The following is a 22910-nucleotide window of genomic DNA, read 5'->3' as shown; positions in this document are numbered from 1 at the left end:
ACCCACGACATGACCGAGATACGAGAGAACCTCACCTACGAGGACTTCGGCGTCGCCGTGCGCGAGCTCGCGCAGACCATCGCCGACGACGGGTACGAGCCGGACATCGTGCTCAGCATCGCGCGTGGCGGTGTCTTCGTCGCCGGCGGGCTCGCCTACGCCCTCGACTGCAAGAACATCCACCTGGTCAACGTGGAGTTCTACACCGGCGTCGGCACCACGCTCGAGATGCCCGTCATGCTCGCGCCCGTGCCCAACGTCATCGACTTCTCCGACAAGAAGGTCCTGATCACCGACGACGTCGCCGACACCGGCAGGACGCTCAAGCTGGTCCGTGACTTCTGCCTGGACACCGTCGCCGAGGTGCGCAGCGCCGTCATCTACGAGAAGTCCCAGTCGCTCGTGAAGTGCGAGTACGTCTGGAAGCGCACCGACGACTGGATCAACTTCCCGTGGTCCGTGCTGCCCCCGTGCCGCAAGGCCGGTACGCCGATCACGCCCTCGAAGGACGCCCTGTAGGGAGAGGCCCGAGAGGCCCCGTAGCGCCGTGTCGAAGGCCGTACGGCCCCGCAGCGCGTTGCGGGGCCGTTCCTGTGCGGTGGTCCGGTCAGGCGGTGGTCAGCGCCGCCTGGCCGCGGTCGGCCTTCATCGGGCCGGCGGCGGACGGCCGGACGTCGAAGTCGAACATGGCGGTGGGCACGTACAGCGAGCAGCAGGCGTTCGGGATGTCGACGATGCCGCTGATGCGTCCCTCTATGGGCGCGGAGCCGAGCAGCAGGTAGGCCTGCTCTCCGCTGTAGCCGAACCTCTTGAAGTACTCAACCGCGTTGAGGCAGGCACGCCGGTAGGCCAGCGTCGCGTCCATGTAGAAGTTGGTGTCCGTGTCGTGGTCGACGGAGACACCGATGAAGCTGATGAACTCCGTGTAGCGCGGCTCGACGTTGCCGGGCATGAACACCGGGTTGGTGGTGATGCCGTACTTCTCCATGCCGCCCTTGATCAGGTCGATGTGGAAGTCGATGAAGCCGCCCATCTCGATGGCGCCGCAGAAGCTGATCTCTCCGTCGCCCTGGCTGAAGTGCAGGTCGCCCGCGGAGAGCTTGGCGTCCTTGACGTACACGGGGAAGAACGCCCGCGAGCCGCGGGTCATGTTCTTGATGTCCTGGTTGCCGCCGTTCTCACGGGCCGGCACCGTGCGCGCGCCTTCCGCGGCGATCCGCTTGGCGAGGTCCCCGGTGGCCGTGCCGGCGAGTGCGTTGCTGGCGTCCGGAGGTACGGCGAGGGGCGGGACCCGGTTCGGATCGGTGTCGATCAGCGCCTTCTCGCGGGCGTTCCAGCGCGCGAGCATCTCGGCGGACGGGGCCGTTCCGAACAGCCCGGGGTGGGTGATTCCGGTGTAGCGGATGCCGGGCAGGTGGCGGGAGACCGCCTGCTGGCCGTGGAAGTTCCAGACGGCCTTGTAGGAGTCCGGGAAGTAGTCGGTCAGGAAGCCTCCGCCGTTGGTCTTGGCGAAGATGCCGGTGTAGCCCCAGCCCTGGCCGGCCGCGTCCCCGCTCTGCTGCGGCACGGCGCCGAGGTCGAGGATGTCGACGACGAGCAGGTCGCCTGGTTCGGCGCCCTCCACGCCTATCGGCCCGCTGAGCATGTGAGGGATGGTCAGGTCGATGTCGCGCACATCGTTGGCGGAGTCGTTGTCGCCGATCTGGCAGTCGGTCCAGTCGCGGCACTCTATGCGGAACTCCGCTCCCGGCTTCACCATGGTGGCGCTGGGGATGTCGGGGTGCCACCTGTTGTGTCCGGGAACGTCCTGCTCACGCATCGACTTGCTCTGGTCCACACTGAAGAGAATTTCGGGCATGACAGCTCCTCACTTCTGATCCGGTGACGTTGGGGCGCCCGCACCATTGGCCGGCGGAGCGGCTTGGGTGGGCTGAGGAGATCGACGGGTGCGCGGCCACAGCCCCACGAACATCAGCACGCCGAAGACCCCCAGGGCGATGGCGGTCTCGGTGGGGTGCTTCCAGTAGCCGGAGAGCAGCAGCCCCGCCGGAATGGCACCGGTGACCCAGCCCTCGATCGCGGTGATCCAGCCCGTATAGATCCTGAGGTGGTCCATCTTGAGACCGAGCAGCAGGAAGAACAGGAACCACAGCAAGGCCCAGTAGAGCCAGATGACCCCGAAGGGGTAGTCCTTCAGGAGCCGGAAATTGGCGTACGAATATCCCAGGGCGGCAATTGCCACAAACAATGAGTAATAGCCGACCCCGGTGGTGTCGAGGTCGGCGAGCAGGCCGATACCCACATAGAGGTAGGTGAAGGCGAACAGATAGATTCCGGATGCCGCCAGGATCTTCTTGGGGTCGCCGCCGGAGGTGAAGATGAGATAAGTCGGCGTCAGTACCTGAAGTGTTCCTATGAACAGGTTGAACACTGCTCCCGCCCGGGCGTCGACCTTGCCGAGAAGCAGCAACCCATTCATGAAGAGCACCGCACCGACAAAGAGGAGTCCCACATTTCCCACCGGGACGCACCTCCTGACTCCGCGTGGGGTGGAGACAGTCAGGGACGCGGCAACCGCGAGAGCGCGGGGTGCGGTCGCGGCTCCGGCCTTGTGCGCGGCGGCACTTCGGAGACTACTGCTGGGGCCTCACGGGCCTGCTCCTCGCGTTCGTGGAGGACGGCGGACGCGCTCGAGGCCGTCGACAGGCCGGACGCGGAGTACAAACGCCTCGCAGCGTCCGCGCAAAAAGGGCAGCCGTACGTCTTGGGTGCCGTTCCGATCGTCAATTTCACATCGAAAGGACCGCAATGGCTGCACAGATATTCGTAAGTAGCCATTATCGCTCCGGAAACCACTGGACGCTCGCGAACCCGAGTGTGCGGCACGCCTGGAAAAGCGTCTGCCGCAACTGTTTCCTCTCTTCAAGGAGACGTCTCGTCAATGGGCGTGTCAAGTCGGAGAGGGGCCGCCCGCGTCCCTCTCCTGCTCCGGTGGCCCGTGGTGTGCGCATCAGTGCGTGATCGAGCGGCCGCGTTGATCAGCCGGGTGCCGCGGTGAAGCAGTGGAAGATCCATTGCGAGGGGAAGAGTGAGCCGACTCACTCCGAATTTTGCTGGACGGTTGCGGCCGAGGCCTTTAGTTTCGGTAAATAGATTGATTTTTCCTTATGTGGAGGCGCCGACGCCACGCATACTGTCTCGCAGAAAACCAAGGAGGGCGGATCGGTGAGCAACATGGACGCCGTGTGGGTACGAGGCGTGAACGGCATTCAGTTGCATCACGTGACCGACCTTCAGGACGCCGGCAGGTTTTTGGGCAACGCGGCGATGGCGCTGCGGGCCGCGCACGTGCGGACCGGCACCGACCAGTACGCCGGCCTCGCCGCCGAGCTGAAGAGCCTGGTGGAGCGGGTGCGGGAGCTGGAGGACAAGGCACGGTCGAGCATGCACGACCTGCACTCCACCGACCCCGGGCGGTTCGCCCGCTGCCGGGACGGCCACGAACCGTGGCCCGGCGAGATCCCGGCGGGGTTCATCCCGCGCCACACCTGCAAGGACGAGTGCCTCTACCACGACCGCGGGGTCGTGGAGGCCGTCATGCAGTGCACCTGCGGGCAGCCGCCGTGCAGGGCGTGTGAGATCGGCGGCACGCTCTGACGGCAGGAGTCGAGCAGGCAGGAGACGAGCAAGGGGCCCGGCGAATCGTCGCCGGGCCCCTTGTGCGCTGGTGGGCTGCTGGAAGGCCGGAACGCTAGAACGTGCCGAGCTTCACGATCGACAGCAGTGCGATCAGCTGGATCGCCGAGGCGCCCAGGGCCTTGGGCCAGGGCAGGTCGTGGGAACGGCTGACCATGAGGGTCAGCAGGGCGCCGCACGCGACCCAGGTGGCCCAGCCGAGCAGCTGGACGAAGCCCGCGTCGCCGCCGAGGAACATGGCGACGAGCAGACGCGGCGCGTCCGTGATCGACATGATCAGCATGGACAGGCCGACCGTGGGCTGCCAGGCTCCGTCGCCGCCGAGCTGGCGGGCCAGGGTGTGGGTGACCACACCGAGGATGAAGGAGCTGATCACGATGGCCACGGCGGTGATCAGGACGATCGGGACCGCGTTGGAGAGGGTGGCGTTGATGGCGTCCTTGCGGGCGCCGTCGAAGCCGAAGACCGCGAGCAGTCCGTAGAGGAACGTCACGATGAGGGCGGGGCCCCACATCGTGTAGTCGCGCATCTGGAGGAAGGTCTGGTTGGGGGACAGGACGATGCCCCTCAGCAGGTCCGGCCAGTGCAGACGGGGGCCGATCGGGCCGGCCGGTGCCGAGCCCGCGCGGTAGGTCCCGCTCTGGTGGTAGGGGTCCTCGCCGACGGCGAACGCCTGGGTGTGGCCGGGGTTGTTGGCCGCGTACGGGTCGGGGCCGCCCTGCGGGTAGCCGCCGCCGAAGTACTCCGGCTCACCCTGGCCGCCGCCGGCCTGGGGCCACTGGGCGCCGCCTCCTCCGTACGGCGGCCGCTGCTGCGCCGGGGGATGGCCGTACGAGGGGGCCTGGGGCGCCTGCTGCCCGTACGGAGGTCCTTGGGTCCGCGCTTGCGGGGCACGGTCGTTCCGGCCGCCGCGTCCGCTCCTGAATCCAGCCACGTCAACGAACGTACCCGAGCCCGGCACGTCACGTGCGGGGCCGGGTGTTCCGGCAGGCCTTTGGGTCCGAGCTGTGACATCCCTTAAGGGGTGTTCCGGTCGCTTCTCAGGGACGTTCACGGGGTGTTCCGAGGTGTCGGGCGGGAGCTTTCCGGACCACGGAGGCGACACGGAGGCGCTGAGTGGCGGCCCGGGGGTCACCGGGCAGGATGGGACCATGAGCGTAGTCAAGATCAACGTACTGACCGTGCCCGCCGAGCAGCGCGAGACGCTGGAGAAGCGGTTCGCCTCCCGGGCGCACGCGGTCGAGAACTCCGACGGGTTCGAGTGGTTCGAGCTCCTGCGCCCCGTCGAGGGCACCGACACCTATCTCGTCTACACGCGCTGGCGTGACGAGGAGTCGTTCCAGGCCTGGCTGGAGGGGCCCATGAAGGCCGCGCACCAGGGCGCGGGCGGGGGTGAGGGAGGGGAGCGGCCGAAGCCCGCGGCCACCGGCTCGACCCTGTGGTCCTTCGAGGTCGTGCAGCAGGCCGCGCCCAAGGGCGCGTAGCGCTCCCGGAAACACGGCGACGCCCCCGTGCCCGTACGGACACGGGGGCGTCGGACGCGGGGGCGCCGGGCGCGGGACGGCCGGGCCGCCTACTTCACCGGCGCGGGCTCCGGCTCGCTCTCGTCGGCCGCCTCGCCCGCCGGGTCGACCGGGGTCCGGACGGAGTCCAGCAGCAGCTGGGCGACGTCCACGACCTGGATGGACTCCTTGGCCTTGCCGACGTTCTTCTTGCCGTTCACGGAGTCCGTGAGCATGACCAGGCAGAACGGGCAGGCCGTCGAGACGATGTCCGGGTTCAGCGAAAGGGCCTCGTCGACGCGCTCGTCGTTGATGCGCTTGCCGATCCGTTCCTCCATCCACATCCGGGCGCCGCCGGCGCCGCAGCAGAAGCCGCGCTCCTTGTGGCGGTGCATCTCCTCGTTCCTGAGGCCCGGGACCTTGCCGATGATCTCGCGCGGAGGCGTGTAGATCTTGTTGTGGCGGCCCAGGTAGCAGGGGTCGTGGTAGGTGATGATGCCCTCGACCGGGGTGACCGGGACCAGCTTGCCCTCGTCCACCAGGTGCTGGAGCAGCTGGGTGTGGTGGATGACCTCGTAGTCGCCGCCGAGCTGCGGGTACTCGTTGCCGAGCGTGTTGAGGCAGTGCGGGCAGGTGGCGACGATCCTCTTCGCCGACTTCGGCTTGCGGGACTCCTCGGTGACGTTGCCCTCGTCGTCCGTCTCCTCGCCGAAGGCCATGTTCAGCGTGGCGACGTTCTCCATGCCGAGTTCCTGGAACAGGGGCTCGTTGCCCAGGCGGCGGGCGGAGTCACCGGTGCACTTCTCGTCGCCGCCCATGATCGCGAACTTCACGCCCGCGATGTGCAGCAGCTCCGCGAAGGCCTTGGTGGTCTTCTTGGCGCGGTCCTCCAGGGCGCCGGCGCAGCCGACCCAGTACAGGTAGTCGACCTCGGAGAGGTCCTCGATGTCCTTGCCGACCACCGGGACGTCGAAGTCGACCTCCTTGGTCCACTCCAGGCGCTGCTTCTTGGCCAGGCCCCAGGGGTTGCCCTTCTTCTCCAGGTTCTTGAGCATCGTGCCCGCCTCGGACGGGAACGAGGACTCGATCATGACCTGGTAGCGGCGCATGTCGACGATGTGGTCGACGTGCTCGATGTCGACCGGGCACTGCTCGACGCAGGCGCCGCAGGTGGTGCAGGACCACAGGACGTCCGGGTCGATGACGCCGCCCGCGGCGGAGCCGCTGTCGGACGCGGCTTCCAGCGTGCCGATCAGCGGGCGCTCGGCCTCGGCGAGCGCCGCCGCCGGGACGTCCTTCAGCTGCTCGGCGGAGGCCTTCTCCTCGCCCTCCATCGACTTGCCGCCGCCGGCCAGCAGGTACGGGGCCTTGGCGTGCGCGTGGTCGCGCAGCGACATGATCAGCAGCTTGGGGGAGAGCGGCTTGCCGGTGTTCCAGGCCGGGCACTGCGACTGGCAGCGGCCGCACTCGGTGCAGGTGGAGAAGTCCAGCAGGCCCTTCCAGGAGAACTGCTCGACCTGGGAGACGCCGAAGACGTCGTCGTCGCCGGGGTCGGTGAAGTCGATCGCCTTGCCGCCGGAGGTCATCGGCTGAAGGGCGCCCAGGGCCGTACCGCCGTCGGCCTCGCGCTTGAACCAGATGTTCGGGAAGGCCAGGAAGCGGTGCCAGGCCACGCCCATGTTGGTGTTCAGGGAGACCACGATCATCCACACGAAGGACGTGCCGATCTTGATCATCGCGGTCAGGTAGACCAGGTTCTGCAGGGTGCCGACCGACAGGCCCTTGAAGGCGAGCACCAGCGGGTACGAGGCGAAGTACCCGGCCTCGTAGTGCTCCACGTGGTGCAGCGCGCCCTCCAGTCCGCGCAGGACGTAGATCGCGAGGCCGATGGTGAGGATGACGTACTCGACGAAGTACGCCTGGCCGGCCTTGGAGCCGGCGAAGCGGGACTTGCGGCCGGGCCGGGACGGCAGGCTCAGCAGCCGGATCGCGATGAGCACGGCGATGCCGAGGACGGTCATCACGCCGATGAACTCGGTGTACATCTCGAACGGCAGGAAGTCACCGATGACCGGCAGCGTCCAGTCGGCCCGGAACAACTGGCCGAACGCCTGCGCGAGGGTGGGCGGCAGCGTCAGGAAGCCGATGGCCACGAACCAGTGGGCGACGCCCACGATGCCCCACCGGTTCATCCGGGTGTGGCCGAGGAACTCCCGGACCAGGGTCACGCTGCGCTGGTAGGGGTTGTCGGTACGGGTGCCGGCGGGTACGGGCTGGCCCAGCTTGAAGTACCGGACGAACTGGCCGATGGCACGGGCGAGCAGCGCGACGCCGACCACGGTCAGGACCAGCGACACGATGATCGCGGCGAGTTGCATGGGGGCTCCTGAGGCGGCCTCTAGATTACTGAGCGGTAACTTATGTAGTCCGTCTGAGACTACCCCCATCATCTGTCGCAATGCAGCCGGGCGCGGGGTGATCTGGGTCGCTGAGAGCCCCCTTGAGGGCCGTCCGGGGGGTGCCGGGGGGCCGCCCGGGAATCCGGTCGCGTTCCGATCGTGTTATTCGCACCCGATCGCCCCATATACCCCTAATTTAAGAACCGTGCTCTACGGGATCACCACCGCCATCACCGCTCTCCTCCTCGCCGCCCTGCTCTCGGCGCTGCTCCGAGTGCTCGCGCTCCGGCTGGGCCTCGTCGACCGCAGGAGGCGGGCCCGCCCCTTGCCGCTGCTCGGCGGCCTGGCGGTGGTGCTCAGCACCTGCCTGGTCGCCGCGGCCGGCGGCTGGACGGGCACCGCCCCGCTGGGCGACGGGGTGGGCAGGCTGCTCGCCGCGGGCGCGGCCGTCGCCGTGCTCGGGACCGCCGCGGACGTATGGCGGCTGAAGACGCCGTTCCTGCTCGTCGGCACGGCCCTCGCGGCGGCCTGTGTGGTGCCGTACGACGAGATCGGGCCGGTGGCCGGGATCGCCGCCGTGGCCTGGATCGCCTGTGTGGCCGCCGCCTTCCGTGGACTCGACCACTCGGACGGTCTCGCGGGCACGGTGGGAGTGCTCACCGCGTTCGGGGTGGGCGCGTGCGCGGCGGCCGAGGTGATGGACGACCTCGCGGTGCTGCTGAGCGTGCTGGCCGCCGCCCTCACCGGCTTCCTGATGCACAACTGGCATCCGGCGCGGGTCGCGTTCGGGTCCGGCGGCTCGCTGTTCACCGGCTTCGTGCTCGCCTCCGCGGCCCTCCTCACCCGTACCGGGTACGACACGGGCTCCACCGTGGCGGTGCTGTTCGCGCTCACCGCCACGGCGAGCGCCGACGCCGTGCTGGTCCTCCTGTCGCGGAAGCTGGCCGGGCGTCCCCTGCTGCGCCGCGCCCCCGACCACTTCGCGCACCGGTTGCGCCGGCTGGGGCCGACTCCGCCGGGCGCGACCGTCCTGCTCGGTCTCGCCACCTTCGCCGCGGTGCTGGTCGGGGTGCTGGTGCACACGGGCTGGGCGAAGCCGACGGCCGTACTGTGGGTGGCCGGGGCGGCCCTGGCGGTCGTCCTCGGGCTGCTGCGGGTGCCGGCGTACGCGCCGCGGCGGCACACCGGACTCAACGGCACCCGCGCGCAGAGCCCGGGTTCCGGTACGCGCACGCAGTCCCGGCTTCCGGGAACCCGGGGGCAGACCCGGGTGCCCGGAACCCGCGGGCGGCCCGAGGAGCGGACTGCCCGGGGTCTTCTCGTCGCCGGCGGCGCCACGCGCGCGCGTGGCGACGTGTCCGGTTCCGGGGCGCCGCCACGCGTGCGCGGGGACGCCTCCGGCGCCCGTTTCCGCGCCGAGCCCTTCCGGGCCCTCCGTGTCCTGAGGCAGTCCGGCGCGGGGGCTCCGGGAGCACCGCGCGGCAGGGCTCCGTACGACGCGGAGACGGGCGCACCCGGCGTTCAGGTCCCTCGTCGTCAACTTGAATATCCGCCTCCTCCGCCCCGGCAATCCACATCGCCGCAGGTCAGAGCGCCCCTGCGTATAAGGGATGGATAAGACTTGAGTCGAGGCGGCTCAGGTCTGTTGACCCGGCGGTGAGCCTCGGGCACACTTGAGTCCGTTCCACTCAAGTCAGCTGGAGGAATTCACCATGGCACGTGCGGTCGGCATCGACCTGGGCACGACTAACTCCGTCGTCAGCGTTCTCGAAGGCGGCGAGCCCACCGTCATCACCAACGCCGAGGGTGCCAGGACCACGCCGTCCGTCGTCGCCTTCGCCAAGAACGGCGAGGTGCTGGTCGGTGAGGTGGCCAAGCGCCAGGCCGTCACCAACGTCGACAGGACCATCCGGTCGGTCAAGCGCCACATGGGCACCGACTGGAGGATCAACCTCGACGGCAAGGACTTCAACCCGCAGCAGATCAGCGCCTTCGTGCTGCAGAAGCTGAAGCGGGACGCGGAGGCCTACCTCGGCGAGAAGGTCACGGACGCGGTCATCACCGTCCCGGCGTACTTCAACGACGCCGAGCGCCAGGCCACCAAGGAGGCCGGCGAGATCGCCGGTCTGAACGTGCTGCGCATCGTCAACGAGCCGACGGCCGCCGCCCTGGCGTACGGCCTCGACAAGGACGAGCAGATGATCCTCGTCTTCGACCTCGGTGGCGGTACGTTCGACGTCTCGCTGCTGGAGATCGGCGACGGTGTCGTCGAGGTGAAGGCCACCAACGGAGACAACCACCTCGGTGGTGACGACTGGGACCAGCGCGTCGTCGACTACCTGGTCAAGCAGTTCCAGTCCGGTCACGGCGTGGACCTGTCCAAGGACAAGATGGCCCTGCAGCGTCTGCGCGAGGCGGCGGAGAAGGCCAAGATCGAGCTGTCCTCGTCCACCGAGACCTCGATCAACCTGCCCTACATCACCGCGTCCGCCGAGGGCCCGCTGCACCTGGACGAGAGGCTCACCCGCGCCCAGTTCCAGCAGCTGACGGCCGACCTGCTGGAGCGCTGCAAGACGCCGTTCCACAACGTCATCAAGGACGCCGGCGTCTCCGTCAGCGACATCGACCACGTCGTGCTCGTCGGTGGTTCCACCCGTATGCCCGCGGTCGCCGAGCTCGTCAAGGAGCTGACCGGCGGCAAGGAGGCCAACAAGGGCGTGAACCCGGACGAGGTCGTCGCCATCGGCGCCTCGCTCCAGGCCGGTGTCCTCAAGGGTGAGGTCAAGGACGTCCTGCTGCTCGACGTCACCCCGCTGTCCCTCGGCATCGAGACCAAGGGCGGCATCATGACCAAGCTGATCGAGCGCAACACCACGATCCCGACCAAGCGCTCGGAGATCTTCACCACGGCCGAGGACAACCAGCCGTCGGTGCAGATCCAGGTCTACCAGGGCGAGCGCGAGATCGCCGCGTACAACAAGAAGCTCGGCATGTTCGAGCTGACCGGTCTGCCGCCGGCGCCGCGCGGCGTCCCGCAGATCGAGGTGTCCTTCGACATCGACGCCAACGGCATCATGCACGTCACGGCGAAGGACCTCGGCACCGGCAAGGAGCAGAAGATGACCGTCACCGGCGGCTCCTCGCTCCCGAAGGACGAGGTCGACCGCATGCGCGAGGAGGCCGAGCGCTACGCGGAGGAGGACCACAAGCGTCGCGAGGCCGCCGAGACCCGCAACCAGGGCGAGCAGCTCGTCTACCAGACCGAGAAGTTCCTCAAGGACAACGAGGACAAGGTCCCCGGCGAGATCAAGACCGAGGTGGAGTCCGCCATCGCCGAGCTGAAGGAACAGCTCAAGGGCGAGGACACCGCTGAGATCCGCACCGCCACGGAGAAGGTCGCCGCCGTCTCCCAGAAGCTCGGCCAGGCCATGTACGCCGACGCCCAGGCCGCGCAGGCCGCGGGCGGTGCCGGTGACGCCGGTGCGGGCCAGGCCAAGGCCGACGACGACGTCGTGGACGCCGAGATCGTCGACGACGAGCGCAAGGACGGTGCGGCGTGACGGAGGAGACTCCCGGCTTCGAGGAACACCAGCCGCAGCCTCCGCCGCCGTCCGACGCCGCCTCCGGCACCTCCGATGACGCCGCGCAGGCCGCCGCCCAGGACAAGGGCGCGGCCCCGGCCGGTGAAGCGGACCAGTCGGCCGCGCTGACGGCCCAGCTGGACCAGGTGCGCACGGCGCTCGGCGAGCGCACGGCGGACCTGCAACGGCTCCAGGCCGAGTACCAGAACTACCGGCGCCGGGTCGAGCGCGACCGGATCGCGGTACGGGAGGTCGCTGTCGCGAACATCCTGTCCGAGCTCCTGCCCGTGCTCGACGACATCGGCCGCGCGCGGGACCACAGCGAACTGGTGGGCGGTTTCAAGTCCGTCGCCGAGTCGCTGGAGACCGTGGTGGCGAAGCTCGGGCTCCAGCAGTTCGGCAAGGAGGGCGAGCCCTTCGACCCGACGATCCACGAGGCCCTGATGCACTCGTACGCGCCGGACGTCACCGAGACGACGTGCGTGGCGATTCTGCAGCCCGGGTATCGGATCGGCGAGCGCACCATCCGCCCCGCGCGGGTGGCGGTGGCCGAGCCCCAGCCCGGCGCGCAGACGGTCAAGCCGGCCGAGGAGTCCGGCACGGCCCAGGCCGCCGAGCAGGGCGAGGACAAGGAGAACGGTGGCCCGGAGGAGGGCTGACGTAATAACGGACGACGCACGAGAGGAGGGACGTCGGGGATGAGCACCAAGGACTTCATCGAGAAGGACTACTACAAGGTCCTCGGCGTCCCCAAGGACGCCACCGAGGCCGAGATCAAGAAGGCGTACCGGAAGCTCGCCCGCGAGTTCCACCCGGACGCCAACAAGGGCAACGCCAAGGCCGAGGAGCGCTTCAAGGAGATCTCCGAGGCGAACGACGTGCTCGGCGACGCCAAGAAGCGCAAGGAGTACGACGAGGCCCGCACCCTGTTCGGCAACGGCGGCTTCCGCCCCGGACCGGGCGCCGGCGGCGGCTCCTTCAACTTCGACCTGGGCGACCTCTTCGGAGGCGCCCAGGGTGGCGGCGGCGGGAGCGGCGGCTTCGGCGGCGGAATCGGTGACGTCTTCGGGGGCCTGTTCAACCGGGGCGGCACGGGCACCACGCGTGCCCAGCCCAGGCGCGGCCAGGACATCGAGTCCGAGGTCACGCTGAGTTTCACTGAGGCCATCGAGGGCGCGACGGTGCCGCTGCGCATGTCCAGCCAGCAGCCGTGCAAGGCCTGTTCGGGCACCGGCGACAAGAACGGCACACCGCGGGTGTGCCCGACCTGCGTCGGCACCGGACAGGTGGCGCGCGGCTCGGGCGGCGGATTCTCGCTGACGGACCCGTGCCCGGACTGCAAGGGCCGCGGGCTCATCGCGGAGAACCCCTGTGAGGTCTGCATGGGTTCCGGGCGGGCCAAGTCGTCCCGGACGATGCAGGTCCGCATCCCGGCCGGGGTCAGCGACGGCCAGCGCATCCGGCTGCGCGGCAAGGGCGCCCCGGGCGAGCGCGGCGGACCTGCCGGCGACCTGTACGTGGTGGTGCACGTCGGGGAGCACCCGGTCTTCGGCCGTCGGGGCGACAACCTCACCGTCACCGTGCCGGTCACGTTCGCCGAGGCGGCCCTGGGCGGCGAGGTCCGCGTGCCCACCCTGGGCGGTCCTTCGGTGACGCTGAAGCTGCCCCCGGGTACACCGAACGGACGTACGATGCGGGCCCGCGGCAAGGGCGCGGTCCGCAAGGACGGCAGCCACGGCGACCTCCTGGTCACCGTGGAGGTGAGTGTCCCGAAGGACCTGTCGGGGAAGGCTCGTGACGCGCTTCAGGCGTATCGCGAGGCCACCGCGGGCGAGGACCCGCGGGCCGAGCTGTTCGAGGCCGCGAAGGGAGCATGAGTGAGATGGACGGCCGCCGTCGCAACCCGTACGAACTGACGGAAGACACACCGGTGTACGTCATCTCGGTGGCCGCCCAGCTGTCCGGACTGCACCCGCAGACACTCCGCCAGTACGACCGGCTGGGCCTGGTGTCCCCCGACCGCACCGCCGGCCGAGGGCGCCGCTACTCGGCCCGTGACATCGAACTGCTCCGCCAGGTGCAGCAGTTGTCGCAGGACGAGGGCATCAACCTGGCCGGCATCAAGCGCATCATCGAACTGGAGAACCAGGTCTCGGCGCTCCAGTCCCGGATCGCGGAGCTCCAGGCGGCGCTGGACGGCGCCGCGGCGGCGATGCGGCAGCGAGAGGCCGCCGTCCACGCCTCCTACCGCCGGGACCTGGTCCCCTACCAGGAGGTCCAGCAGACCAGCGCGCTGGTGGTGTGGCGGCCCAAGCGGCAGCAGCCGGACTGACCCGCACCCAGCCGCGGGCGACACACGACATCACTCGGGCACGAGCGACGACGAGGGGCCGGGAGGCCGTACAGCCCCCCGGCCCCTCGTCGTGCCGCCGGCGGCCCCGGCTCAGGTGAACGCGTGGGTGCCCACCGGCGCCGACTCGGTCCCGTCCGGGTGGACGACGGTGGCCCGGTGGAAGACCGTGGTGCCGCTCGGCGACCAGGCGGTGCCGTCCAGGTACACCCGTATCCCGTCCTGCACGGCGACCGCGACCGCGTACGGCCCGCCGGAGCCGAAGTTCCGGGTCACCGTCCGGCGCACGCCGAACGTGTCCTTCGGCAGGCCCTCGGCGGGCGCGCCGGTGCCCCCGTTCTCGTTGACCGCGCTGTCGCAGTCCGTCTTCTTCGGCTTGCCGGAAAACGTGGTGTTCGCACAGAACTGCCGCTTGTGGATGGGCGAGACGCAGTTCGCGGTCGGCGGGAGCAGCCCGCATGCGGCGGTGAGCACGGGGTCGTGGCCGTGGTGCGGCCGGCTGGCGTCATTCGGTCCTCTGGTCGTGACGGGAACGCCGGAGCGGGGCTCCCGTGATCATGACTCGCGTGGCGGGGAGTTGGTTGTACGGATCCCGGTCCGGCGGTGGGCGGTCGTCGAGTGGCGGGCCCGTAAAGGGCGTTTGGAGGCGATTCCGCAAGACTCCGCAAGGTCTTCACAGGCACAGCGGAGCGTTGCGTTGTCATCTCGTTAAGTGGTTCCGCTTGACGCCGGTGGTCGCCTCCGCGTTGGCTTTTCAGTCACCTGGGTTGCAATGCTGCACCCTCGTCCGGAAGGCACCAGAAGTGAGCACCTCGATGCGTCGTATCGCCATAGCCGTGGCCGCGCCCACGCTGACCTTCTCGCTCGCCGCCTGCGGGGCGCTCGGCGGGTCGGGGAGCAGCAGCGCCGCGAGCCCGACCAAGGGCAACGACCTGACGGTGGGTCTGCTGCTGCCGGAGACGGCCAACACCCGGTACGAGAAGTTCGACTACCCCATCATCAAGGAGAAGGTCGCCGCCCTGACCCGGAATCAGGGCAAGGTCGAGTACGCCAACGCGGACGCGGACGCGGGCCGGCAGGCTAGCCAGATGCAGCGAATGATCGACAACAAGGTCGACGTCATCCTGCTCGACGCCGTCGACTCGCACGCCATCGCCGACATGGTGCAGAAGGCCAAGGACGCGGACATCCCGGTCATCGCCTACGACCGGCTCTCCGAGGGCCCGATCGACGCGTACATCTCCTTCGACAACGAACTGGTGGGCGAGGTGCAGGGCCGTTCCCTGCTCGAGGCGCTGGGTTCCGGTGTCGACACCACCGACAAGATCGTCATGATCAACGGCTCGCCCACCGACCCGAACGCCAAGCAGTTCAAGGAGGGCGCGCTCTCCCAGCTCAGCGGGAAGGTCACGATCGCCAAGTCCTACGACACCAAGGACTGGAAGCCCGAGAACGCCGAGGCGAACATGGCCCAGGCGCTCGCCTCGCTCGGCAAGGACAACATCGACGCCGTCTACTCCGCCAACGACGGCATGGCGGGCGGCGTCATCAAGGCCTTCAAGGCGGCGGGCATCACCGACCTGCCGGCCATCACAGGCCAGGACGCCGAACTCGACGCCGTGCAGCGGATCGTCACCGGCGAGCAGTACATGAGCGTGTACAAGTCCTACCCGACGGAGGCCGAGACCGCCGCCCAGATGGCGGTCGCCAAGGTCCAGGGCAAGGACATCCAGTTCGACTCCCTCACCCGGGACCGGATCAGCAGCCCCACCCACAAGAACATTCCGGCCCAGTTGGTCTCCGTGGTCGCCCTGACGAAGACCAACATCAAGGGCACGGTCATCGAGGACGGCATCTACGGGGTGTCCGACATCTGCACCGCGAAGTACCGGGAGGCCTGCGCGGCGATCGGCCTGAAGTAACTCCCTTGCGGTCATGACCCGTTCGGGTTCAACAGCCGGTTCCGGCCACGCTGCGTTCCGTCAAGTGGAAGCTGGTGCACACCGGTCGAAACCGCTGGTTCTCGGGGGCCGCGCCGGTAGGAGCCGTGTTGCACAGCCGGTCCGCTCCGCGCATAGTTGCGCTGCGGAAGACGCGGAAACCGGGGGTGTGATGGGGCATGACCGGGCACGGGACGGCGGAGCATCCACACGGTGCCGAGCGACTGTGCGAGGCCGGCGAGCACGTGTATTCCCGGGCCGTACGACGGGGCCGGGTGCCGCGCCGGCTCGCCGAGCCGGTGCCCTGCCTGCTTGAACTCGCCCTACTGCACCCGGACCCCGACGACATGGACTTCCTGGTGCCGACCGCGCCGCAGGAGGTCATGACCCGGCTGCTGCGCGGGATGTACGACGAGGTCAGTGAGAGCCACCGGCGGGTGGGCTCGGTGGTGGCCGCCGTCGAGCGGTACGCCGGACTGGGCCGCCAGGTGCGCGTGTCCGCCACGGCCGTGGAGGGCACGGCGATCCGGGTCCTGGACGGCCTGTCCCGCATCCAGGCGGCCATGGACGAGGCGACCGAGGCGTGCACCACCGAGGTGCTGACCGTCCAGCCGGGCGGCATCCGCCGCGAGCACGAGCTGTCCGAGGGGCTGCACCGGGCGCTGGCGCTGCGCGGGCGCGGGGTGCGGATGCGGGACCTGTACACGCACGTGGCCCGGCACGGCCAGGGGCTGCTCAACTACCTGGAGCTGATGGGCGACGCGGTCGAGGCGCGCACGCTGGACGAGGTGATCGACCGGCTGATCCTCTTCGACCGCACGGTCGCCTTCGTGCCCGCCAACGCCGACCGCACGATGGCGCTGGAACTGCGCCATCCCGCGCTGGTGGAGTACCTGGGGACGGTCTTCGAGCGGCTCTGGCGGCTGGCGATCCCGCTGACCGCGCCGCTGCCCGAGACGGGCATCGAGGGCATCTCCCACCGTGAGCAGTCCATCGCGGCGCTGCTGGCCGAGGGCCACCAGGACGCGGTGATCGCCGAGCGGCTGGGCATCAGCGTCCGCACCTGCCGGGCCCACATCGCCCGGCTGTCGGAGACGCTGGGCGCGGCCAGCCGTACGCAGTTGGGCGTGCGCATCGCCCAGGCGGGGCTGGACGGGCCGCCGCGCACCGCCGTGGCGGGGCCGATCACGCTTCCGGGTCAAGAATTCCCGACTGCCCGATGAGGTAGCCCAACTGGGCCCGGCTGCCGCTGCCGAGGGTGGCGGCGAGCTTGGCGATGTGCTCACGGGCGGTGCGTACGTTCATGCCGAGACGGTCGGCGATGACGGTGTCGGTGTGCCCCTCGACGAGGAGGCCGGCGATGGCGCGCTGGCGGGGCGTGACACCGTCCGCGGACGGCTGCCGGACGGCCAGGGGGTACATGGGGGTGGCCAGCCGCCACAGCCGGTCGAAGGTGGTGGCGAAGTACCCCACGAGGGCCGAGTGGCGCACTTCGAGCGCCATCGTGCGGTCGTCGTTGGCGGGGATGAAGGCGATCCGGCGGTCGACGACGATGAGACGGGCGGTGACCTCGTCGAGGGAGCGGGCCTCGACGTCGCCGGTCAACTGCTCGTGGTAGGCGGGCACCGAGGGCACATGGCGCAGAGTGTGCTGGTAGAGGGTGCGGATGCGGCCACCCCGGTCCAGCAGCGCCTGGTCGCGCACCAGCGCCACGGCACGGGCCTCCTCGACGCGGCGGCCGACGAGGCCCGCGTGCGGTTGCACGCACAGGAGCTCCTGGCTCGCTTCGGCCATGGCCTCGGTGATGGCCTGGTTGATCCGGCGGGTACCGCTGAGCATCACGAGCGCCGAGGTGTCCGCCTCCCCGGTGCGCCGGCCGTCGATGCGCATCAGCGGCTCGAAGGTCTGGGCGAGTCGGTCCTCGCGCCGTCGCTCCTCCGCGATGCGCTCCTCGGTGGCGCGCAGCAGTCGGTGGAGGGCGGCGGCGGGCGCCACGGGCTCCAGCCGGCCGAGATCCTCGACCGCCGGGTGCAGCAGACCGAAGTCGATGAGACAGGGGGCGCCGTCCGCCTCGCCTGCGCGCACCCATCCGCTCCGCAGGGCGCGTTCGTACAACTCCGCGCCCGTTGGGCACAGGTCCTCCGCGCCGTGCTCCGGATGACGTGTCGGGCCCACCCCGGTCCTCCCTGTGGCTTCAGTGCTTCTGCTGCAGAATCCCCGACTGGGCTATGAGATAACCGAGCTGGGCACGGCTGCCACTGCCGAGGATGGCGGCGAGCTTGGCGATGTGGGCCCGGCAGGTACGGACGTTCATTCCGAGGCGGCGGGCGATGGCCTCGTCGACGTGACCCTCGACGAGGAGCTTGGCTATGGAGTGCTGGATGTCGTTGATGCCGCCGGGCGCGGTCTCGTAGGGGGCGCCTGCGCTCAGTGGGACCGATCGGCCCCACATGAACTCGAAGACCTTGATCAGGTAACGGACGAGGCCCGGGTGGCGGAGTTCCAGAGCGACTTGCTGATCGTCGCGGGTGGGGATGAAGGCGACGGTCTCGTCGCACACGATGAGCCGTTCCACCACCTCGTCGATGGTGCGGTACTCGGCCTTCCCGCTCGACAACTGGTCCACGTAGGCCAGCTTCTCGGGGCTGTAGCGCGCGGTGTGCTGATAGAGGGTCCGGATGCGCACGCCGCGCTCGATCAGCGGCCGGTCCCGTTCGAGGCCCTGGGTGAGGCTGCGCTCGGAGAAGCGGTCGTCGCTCGGCTGGATGGTGAGCATCTCGGTGCGGCACTGGGCCGTGGCGGCGTTGAGCGCCGCGTTGATCCGCGTGCCACCCTCCAGCACCGTGATCGAGTGGTCGGTCGTCACCGACTGCGCGCTGAGAGCGAGGAACGGCTCAAAGAAGTCCGCAAGTTGGATGGACAGCCGCCGGCGTTCCGTGATCTCCCGCTCGATCGGGTGGAGTCGCTCGGCCAGGGCGACCGACGGGTGCACCGGGCGCAGCCAGTCCGGGTCGTCCGGATCCGGGTGGAGAAGGTCGAACTCCATGAGGCAGGGGGCGCCTTCGGCATCCGCCCGGCCGATCCTCCCCAGGCGGAGGGCGTTCGCATAAAGTCGGCCACCTTCCTCACAAAGTTCGGTCACCGCATGGGGATGCGTCGCCTTAGTCTGATTTGCCACGAAATCTCCACCCCCCAGGGTCCTGAACGTGCAGGAACATGATGCATCGATCCTGTGGCCATGACGTGCCGGAATGAGCCATCGTCTTATCCGACGGGGGAAAGGGAGACTTTCAAGTGAGGACGAAGCCGACTATGCGTAAGACAATGCTTCGCTCGGTGCTTGTGGCCGCCTTCTCCGCCGTTGCGGTTTTCGGGGCGCTGGGTGGTCACTCCGGTGCGAAGAGTGATGTTCAGGCGGACAGCCACTGGCCGGCAGTCGTGGTCGCGGGTCCTCCCGACTCGCACTGGCCGGGCTCTCCCGCGGCAGTTGACTCCGGAGAGCTGATGTGAGCACTCCACCCGACGACCGTTCCTTCCGTCGCGAGATGGCCACGGCCTACCGCTCCGGTTGGCACTTCATCGACCTGGTCACCGCAATCCCCCACAGCGGTGACTCGCTGATGGTGACCGTCTTCGGTGAGCCGGTCGTCGTTACGCGGGACGAGGACGGAGACGTACGGGCGTACCGGTGTCTGCGGCGGCCTCGGGGGGCGCCGCAGCCCGTACGGTGTGCGGTCCGTTACGGAATGATCTTTGTGAACCTGGACCAGAGGGACCACCGTCAGGTGGCGGCGGAACCCTCGGTCCTCAGGACCATCACCGCCACCCCCCGCAGTGCCTGACGCGATTCCCCCGTCGTAACAGATCGCTCAGGTGCTTCCCCCCGCAGCGGCGTCACCGTGACCTGAACACGGTGACGCCGCTGTAGTTTTCCCTGGGAATCTCCGGGTATCGGCGGATTCGATCACTGGCCGAAAAAGAGCGCCGCTCAGCCGCGCCCCAGCGCCCGGGTCAGCTCGATCTCGATCACCACGCGGGACGGGTTGGGTCCCGGGGTCCGCTCGTAGCGCTCGGTGTACTGCCGCTCCGCCTCCGAGATCCGCTCCGGGTCCGCGCGGACGAACGCGCGTCCCTCCAGCGTGGCCCACCGCCGCCCGTCCACCTGGCACACCGCGACCGGCGCGCCCTGCGGGCCGGCCGCCAGGACGTGTGCCACCTTCGCGCTCGTCTTGTTCGTGATCACCCGGGCCAGCCGCGCCTGCGGGTCGTAGGTCACCCCGACGGGAACGACGTGCGGGGTGCCGTCCGGGCGGAGGGTGGTCAGCGTGCACAGGTGCCGTTCCCGCCAGAACCCGAGATACGGCGCGTCGGGGGCGCCCGGGTCGAGGGCATACGTGGTGGTGGCCATGACCCGCAACCTAACCCGCCCGGCACCCCGGGAGCCGCGGACCCCCTTCCCCGTGAAAGCTCCCGGGCTCACCTTGAGTGGAATAGACTCAAGTTTGTGTACGCTGACTGAGTCAGCACTGGGAGATGTGGCTGAGAGCGCTCGTCAAGGAGGAGAGAAGCGACCGTGGACGCCGAGCTGACCAACAGGAGCCGTGACGCGATCAACGCGGCCGGCAACCGGGCCGTACGGGAGGGGCACCCGGACCTCACCCCCGCCCACCTGCTCCTCGCGCTGCTCGAGGGGCAGGAGAACGAGAACATCATCGACCTGCTGTCGGCCGTCGACGCCGACCAGGCCTCCATCCGCTCCGGCACCGAGCGCGTGCTCGCGTCCCTGCCCAGCGTGACCGGGTCGACGGTCGCGCCGCCGCAGCCCAACCGCGAGCTGCTCGCCGTGATCGCGGACGCGCAGAGCAGGGCGCGGGACCTCGGGGACGAGTACCTGTCCACCGAGCACCTGCTCATCGGCATCGCCGCGAAGGGCGGCGCGGCCGGGGAGGTGCTGTCCGGCCAGGGCGCCGGCGCCAAGAAGCTTCAGGACGCCTTCTCGAAGGCGAGGGGAGGACGCCGGGTGACCACACCCGACCCCGAGGGTCAGTACAAGGCCCTGGAGAAGTTCGGCACGGACTTCACCGCGGCGGCGCGCGAGGGCCGCCTCGACCCGGTGATCGGCCGGGACCAGGAGATCCGCCGCGTCGTGCAGGTGCTGTCGCGCCGCACCAAGAACAACCCGGTCCTCATCGGTGAGCCCGGCGTCGGCAAGACCGCCGTCGTCGAGGGACTCGCCCAGCGGATCGTGAAGGGCGACGTGCCCGAGTCCCTGAAGGACAAGCGGCTGGTGGCGCTGGACCTCGGGGCGATGGTCGCGGGCGCGAAGTACCGCGGCGAGTTCGAGGAGCGGCTCAAGACCGTACTGGCGGAGATCAAGGACTCCGACGGCCGGATCATCACCTTCATCGACGAGCTGCACACCGTCGTCGGCACGGGCGCCGGCGGCGACTCCGCGATGGACGCCGGCAACATGCTCAAGCCCATGCTGGCCCGCGGCGAGCTGCGCATGGTCGGCGCGACGACGCTCGACGAGTACCGGGAGCGGATCGAGAAGGACCCGGCGCTGGAGCGGCGCTTCCAGCAGGTGCTGGTCGCCGAGCCCAGCGTGGAGGACTCCATCGCGATCCTGCGCGGGCTCAAGGGCCGCTACGAGGCCCACCACAAGGTGCAGATCAACGACTCCGCGCTGGTGGCCGCCGCGACCCTGTCCGACCGGTACATCACCTCCCGCTTCCTGCCCGACAAGGCGATCGACCTCGTCGACGAGGCCGCCTCCCGGCTGCGCATGGAGATCGACTCCTCCCCGGTGGAGATCGACGAACTCCAGCGCGGCGTCGACCGGTTGCGCATGGAGGAACTGGCGCTCGACAAGGAGACCGACGCGGCCTCGCGCGAGCGGCTGGAGAAGCTGCGCCGCGACCTCGCCGACAAGGAGGAGGAGCTGCGCGGCCTGACCGCCCGCTGGGAGAAGGAGAAGCAGGCCCTCAACCGGGTCGGTGAGCTGAAGGAGCGGCTGGACGACCTGCGCGGCCAGGCCGAACGCGCCCAGCGCGACGGCGACTTCGACACTGCCTCCAAGCTGCTGTACGGCGAGATCCCGGACCTGGAGAAGGAGTTGGAGGCCGCCTCGCAGGCCGAGGAGGAGGCCGCCAGGGACACCATGGTCAAGGAGGAGGTCGGCCCCGACGACATCGCCGACGTGGTCGCCTCCTGGACCGGGATTCCGGCCGGCCGCCTGCTGGAGGGCGAGACGCAGAAGCTGCTGCGCATGGAGGAGGAGATCGGCAGGCGGCTCATCGGCCAGGCCGAGGCCGTGCGGGCCGTCTCCGACGCCGTACGCCGCAGCCGGGCCGGTATCGCGGACCCGGACCGGCCGACGGGCTCGTTCCTCTTCCTCGGCCCGACCGGCGTGGGCAAGACCGAACTAGCCAAGGCGCTCGCCGACTTCCTCTTCGACGACGAACGCGCCATGGTCCGCATCGACATGTCGGAGTACGGCGAGAAGCACAGCGTGGCCCGGCTGGTCGGCGCCCCGCCCGGCTACGTCGGCTACGAGGAGGGCGGTCAGCTCACCGAGGCGGTGCGCCGCCGCCCGTACAGCGTGGTGCTGCTCGACGAGGTGGAGAAGGCCCACCCGGAGGTCTTCGACATCCTGTTGCAGGTGCTGGACGACGGCCGCCTCACCGACGGTCAGGGCCGCACGGTCGACTTCCGCAACACCATCCTGGTGCTGACCTCGAACCTGGGCAGCCAGTACCTGGTCGACCCGCTGACGAGCGAGGAGGAGAAGAAGGAGCAGGTCCTCGAGGCGGTCCGGGTCTCCTTCAAGCCGGAGTTCCTCAACCGGCTGGACGACCTGGTGGTCTTCTCGGCCCTGACGAAGGAGGAGCTGAGCCGGATCGCCGGGCTCCAGATCGACCGGCTCGCCCGCCGCCTGGCGGAGCGCCGGCTGACCCTGGACGTCACCCCCGACGCCCTGGCCTGGCTCGCCGAGGAGGGCATGGATCCGGCCTACGGCGCCCGCCCGCTGCGGCGCCTGGTCCAGACTGCCATCGGCGACCGCCTCGCCAAGGAGATCCTGGCCGGCGAGATCAAGGACGGCGACACGGTCCGCGTCGACCGCTTCGGCGAGGGCCTGCTGGTGGGCCCGGCGACCGGCAAGACGCTGTGAGCCCCGGCGCGGTCCGCCACCACGGTGGGTGGCGGACCGCGTCACACCGTGAACGCCGGGAACCGCGTCGGGGCCGGTGCGGAGATCTCCGTGGGTCCGGCGCTCATTGGGTACTCGGAGGCGGACAGCACGATGCCCGCGAAGGCGGCGAGGAAGGGCGTGCGGTCCCTTCGTCCCGTCCCGTGTCCGCGTCATGACCTCCCACCTCCGTTTGCCGGACGTCCACCTGGCGGCCGGATCGTGTCAGCCCAGGGCTGACAGCCTCCCGGAG

21 protein-coding genes are annotated in these 22910 nt (G+C 69.5%); 12 read left to right on the top strand and 9 right to left on the bottom strand.

Features of this window, described 5'->3' with window-relative positions; genetic code table 11:
• Positions 1-9: 9 nt before the first annotated feature.
• Positions 10-519 carry a phosphoribosyltransferase gene (locus tag TNCT6_RS14335; RefSeq protein WP_141359745.1) on the top strand — a complete coding sequence of 170 codons (510 nt, stop codon included), beginning with the start codon at positions 10-12 and terminating at the stop codon, positions 517-519.
• Between the two features lie 88 nt (positions 520-607).
• Here the strand turns inward: TNCT6_RS14335 and fmdA are convergent, their stop codons facing one another.
• From fmdA to TNCT6_RS42070, 3 genes are read right to left on the bottom strand one after another with little or no spacing between them, the layout of a single operon-like run.
• Complete coding sequence (fmdA, locus tag TNCT6_RS14330) at positions 608-1858, bottom strand: formamidase (RefSeq protein WP_141359744.1); 1251 nt, start codon at positions 1856-1858, stop codon at positions 608-610.
• 9 nt (positions 1859-1867) lie between these two features.
• Entirely contained in the window at positions 1868-2521 is a 654-nt protein-coding gene (locus TNCT6_RS14325) for an AmiS/UreI family transporter (protein ID WP_141359743.1), read from the bottom strand.
• Positions 2522-2559: 38 nt separating this feature from the next.
• Positions 2560-2838 carry an FmdB family zinc ribbon protein gene (locus TNCT6_RS42070; RefSeq protein WP_141359742.1) on the bottom strand — a complete coding sequence of 93 codons (279 nt, stop codon included), beginning with the start codon at positions 2836-2838 and terminating at the stop codon, positions 2560-2562.
• A gap of 396 nt (positions 2839-3234) precedes the next feature.
• On the opposite strand from TNCT6_RS42070, the gene TNCT6_RS14315 reads away from it, so the two are divergent.
• Positions 3235-3657: a hypothetical protein gene (locus TNCT6_RS14315; protein ID WP_141366412.1), complete on the top strand. Its 423-nt coding sequence runs from the start codon at positions 3235-3237 to the stop codon at positions 3655-3657.
• Between the two features lie 94 nt (positions 3658-3751).
• On the opposite strand, the gene TNCT6_RS14310 is transcribed toward TNCT6_RS14315, so the two are convergent.
• Entirely contained in the window at positions 3752-4630 is an 879-nt protein-coding gene (locus tag TNCT6_RS14310; RefSeq protein WP_141359741.1) for a YIP1 family protein, read from the bottom strand.
• A 217-nt stretch (positions 4631-4847) separates the two neighbouring features.
• On the opposite strand from TNCT6_RS14310, the gene TNCT6_RS14305 reads away from it, so the two are divergent.
• Positions 4848-5180 (top strand): antibiotic biosynthesis monooxygenase, encoded by a 333-nt coding sequence (locus tag TNCT6_RS14305; protein ID WP_141359740.1) that lies wholly within the window; start codon positions 4848-4850, stop codon positions 5178-5180.
• A gap of 89 nt (positions 5181-5269) precedes the next feature.
• Here the strand turns inward: TNCT6_RS14305 and TNCT6_RS14300 are convergent, their stop codons facing one another.
• A complete protein-coding gene (locus TNCT6_RS14300; protein WP_141359739.1) occupies positions 5270-7576 on the bottom strand; it encodes a (Fe-S)-binding protein in 2307 nt (768 codons plus the stop codon).
• A 226-nt stretch (positions 7577-7802) separates the two neighbouring features.
• Here TNCT6_RS14300 and TNCT6_RS14295 point away from each other — a divergent pair, with 226 nt between their 5' ends.
• The 5 genes from TNCT6_RS14295 to TNCT6_RS14275 all read left to right on the top strand — a co-directional run bounded on the left by TNCT6_RS14295 (position 7803) and on the right by TNCT6_RS14275 (position 13510).
• Complete coding sequence (locus TNCT6_RS14295; protein WP_141359738.1) at positions 7803-9215, top strand: MraY family glycosyltransferase; 1413 nt, start codon at positions 7803-7805, stop codon at positions 9213-9215.
• 94 nt (positions 9216-9309) lie between these two features.
• On the top strand, positions 9310-11157 hold the full coding sequence (gene dnaK / locus TNCT6_RS14290) for a molecular chaperone DnaK (RefSeq protein ID WP_141359737.1): 1848 nt from the start codon (positions 9310-9312) through the stop codon (positions 11155-11157).
• On the top strand, positions 11154-11837 hold the full coding sequence (gene grpE / locus TNCT6_RS14285; protein WP_141359736.1) for a nucleotide exchange factor GrpE: 684 nt from the start codon (positions 11154-11156) through the stop codon (positions 11835-11837). The genes dnaK and grpE overlap by 4 nt, the downstream gene beginning before the upstream one ends.
• A 39-nt stretch (positions 11838-11876) precedes the next feature.
• Positions 11877-13055, top strand: coding sequence for a molecular chaperone DnaJ (gene dnaJ, locus TNCT6_RS14280; RefSeq protein WP_141359735.1), 1179 nt, complete (start codon positions 11877-11879; stop codon positions 13053-13055).
• 5 nt (positions 13056-13060) lie between these two features.
• Positions 13061-13510 carry a heat shock protein transcriptional repressor HspR gene (locus tag TNCT6_RS14275; RefSeq protein WP_141366410.1) on the top strand — a complete coding sequence of 150 codons (450 nt, stop codon included), beginning with the start codon at positions 13061-13063 and terminating at the stop codon, positions 13508-13510.
• A gap of 111 nt (positions 13511-13621) precedes the next feature.
• On the opposite strand, the gene TNCT6_RS14270 is transcribed toward TNCT6_RS14275, so the two are convergent.
• Complete coding sequence (locus TNCT6_RS14270) at positions 13622-14002, bottom strand: PA14 domain-containing protein (protein ID WP_141359734.1); 381 nt, start codon at positions 14000-14002, stop codon at positions 13622-13624.
• Between the two features lie 341 nt (positions 14003-14343).
• Between TNCT6_RS14270 and TNCT6_RS14265 the strand changes: the two genes are divergently transcribed.
• Positions 14344-15450, top strand: coding sequence for a sugar ABC transporter substrate-binding protein (locus TNCT6_RS14265; RefSeq protein WP_141359733.1), 1107 nt, complete (start codon positions 14344-14346; stop codon positions 15448-15450).
• A gap of 197 nt (positions 15451-15647) precedes the next feature.
• The gene (locus TNCT6_RS14260) at positions 15648-16691 is read left to right on the top strand and encodes a helix-turn-helix transcriptional regulator (RefSeq protein WP_141359732.1); all 1044 of its coding nucleotides are present in this window, start codon (positions 15648-15650) and stop codon (positions 16689-16691) included.
• On the opposite strand, the gene TNCT6_RS14255 is transcribed toward TNCT6_RS14260, so the two are convergent.
• Both TNCT6_RS14255 and TNCT6_RS14250 read right to left on the bottom strand, forming a co-directional pair.
• Positions 16654-17643, bottom strand: coding sequence for a helix-turn-helix transcriptional regulator (locus TNCT6_RS14255; protein WP_141359731.1), 990 nt, complete (start codon positions 17641-17643; stop codon positions 16654-16656). The two genes, TNCT6_RS14260 and TNCT6_RS14255, sit on opposite strands and share 38 nt — an antisense overlap.
• Before the next feature lie 19 nt (positions 17644-17662).
• On the bottom strand, positions 17663-18664 hold the full coding sequence (locus TNCT6_RS14250) for a helix-turn-helix transcriptional regulator (RefSeq protein WP_373996239.1): 1002 nt from the start codon (positions 18662-18664) through the stop codon (positions 17663-17665).
• Between the two features lie 310 nt (positions 18665-18974).
• Between TNCT6_RS14250 and TNCT6_RS14240 the strand changes: the two genes are divergently transcribed.
• Positions 18975-19310: a hypothetical protein gene (locus tag TNCT6_RS14240; protein ID WP_141359728.1), complete on the top strand. Its 336-nt coding sequence runs from the start codon at positions 18975-18977 to the stop codon at positions 19308-19310.
• Positions 19311-19456: 146 nt separating this feature from the next.
• Here TNCT6_RS14240 and TNCT6_RS14235 read toward each other — a convergent pair whose 3' ends face one another.
• Positions 19457-19876, bottom strand: coding sequence for a pyridoxamine 5'-phosphate oxidase family protein (locus TNCT6_RS14235; protein WP_141359727.1), 420 nt, complete (start codon positions 19874-19876; stop codon positions 19457-19459).
• Positions 19877-20041: 165 nt separating this feature from the next.
• Between TNCT6_RS14235 and clpB the strand changes: the two genes are divergently transcribed.
• Entirely contained in the window at positions 20042-22639 is a 2598-nt protein-coding gene (gene clpB / locus TNCT6_RS14230; protein ID WP_141359726.1) for an ATP-dependent chaperone ClpB, read from the top strand.
• The last annotated feature ends 271 nt before the right edge of the window (positions 22640-22910 follow it).

The sequence above is a fragment of the Streptomyces sp. 6-11-2 genome, from assembly GCF_006540305.1.
Lineage (GTDB): Bacteria > Actinomycetota > Actinomycetes > Streptomycetales > Streptomycetaceae > Streptomyces.
Note: the sequence above shows the minus strand (reverse complement) of the source record. Positions and strands in the feature narration are given on the sequence as shown.

Bases quoted from the DNA above. Each gene is read 5' to 3' on its own strand.
- TNCT6_RS14315 (WP_141366412.1), top strand. From the start codon at position 3,235: ATGGACGCCGTGTGGGTACGAGGCGTGAACGGCATTCAGTTGCATCAC.
- TNCT6_RS14235 (WP_141359727.1), bottom strand. From the start codon at position 19,876: ATGGCCACCACCACGTATGCCCTCGACCCGGGCGCCCCCGACGCGCCG.
- dnaK (WP_141359737.1), top strand. From the start codon at position 9,310: ATGGCACGTGCGGTCGGCATCGACCTGGGCACGACTAACTCCGTCGTC.
- TNCT6_RS14300 (WP_141359739.1), bottom strand. From the start codon at position 7,576: ATGCAACTCGCCGCGATCATCGTGTCGCTGGTCCTGACCGTGGTCGGC.
- TNCT6_RS14260 (WP_141359732.1), top strand. From the start codon at position 15,648: ATGACCGGGCACGGGACGGCGGAGCATCCACACGGTGCCGAGCGACTG.
- TNCT6_RS14275 (WP_141366410.1), top strand. From the start codon at position 13,061: ATGGACGGCCGCCGTCGCAACCCGTACGAACTGACGGAAGACACACCG.
- TNCT6_RS14335 (WP_141359745.1), top strand. From the start codon at position 10: ATGACCGAGATACGAGAGAACCTCACCTACGAGGACTTCGGCGTCGCC.
- dnaJ (WP_141359735.1), top strand. From the start codon at position 11,877: ATGAGCACCAAGGACTTCATCGAGAAGGACTACTACAAGGTCCTCGGC.
- TNCT6_RS42070 (WP_141359742.1), bottom strand. From the start codon at position 2,838: ATGGCTACTTACGAATATCTGTGCAGCCATTGCGGTCCTTTCGATGTG.
- fmdA (WP_141359744.1), bottom strand. From the start codon at position 1,858: ATGCCCGAAATTCTCTTCAGTGTGGACCAGAGCAAGTCGATGCGTGAG.
- TNCT6_RS14265 (WP_141359733.1), top strand. From the start codon at position 14,344: ATGCGTCGTATCGCCATAGCCGTGGCCGCGCCCACGCTGACCTTCTCG.
- TNCT6_RS14305 (WP_141359740.1), top strand. From the start codon at position 4,848: ATGAGCGTAGTCAAGATCAACGTACTGACCGTGCCCGCCGAGCAGCGC.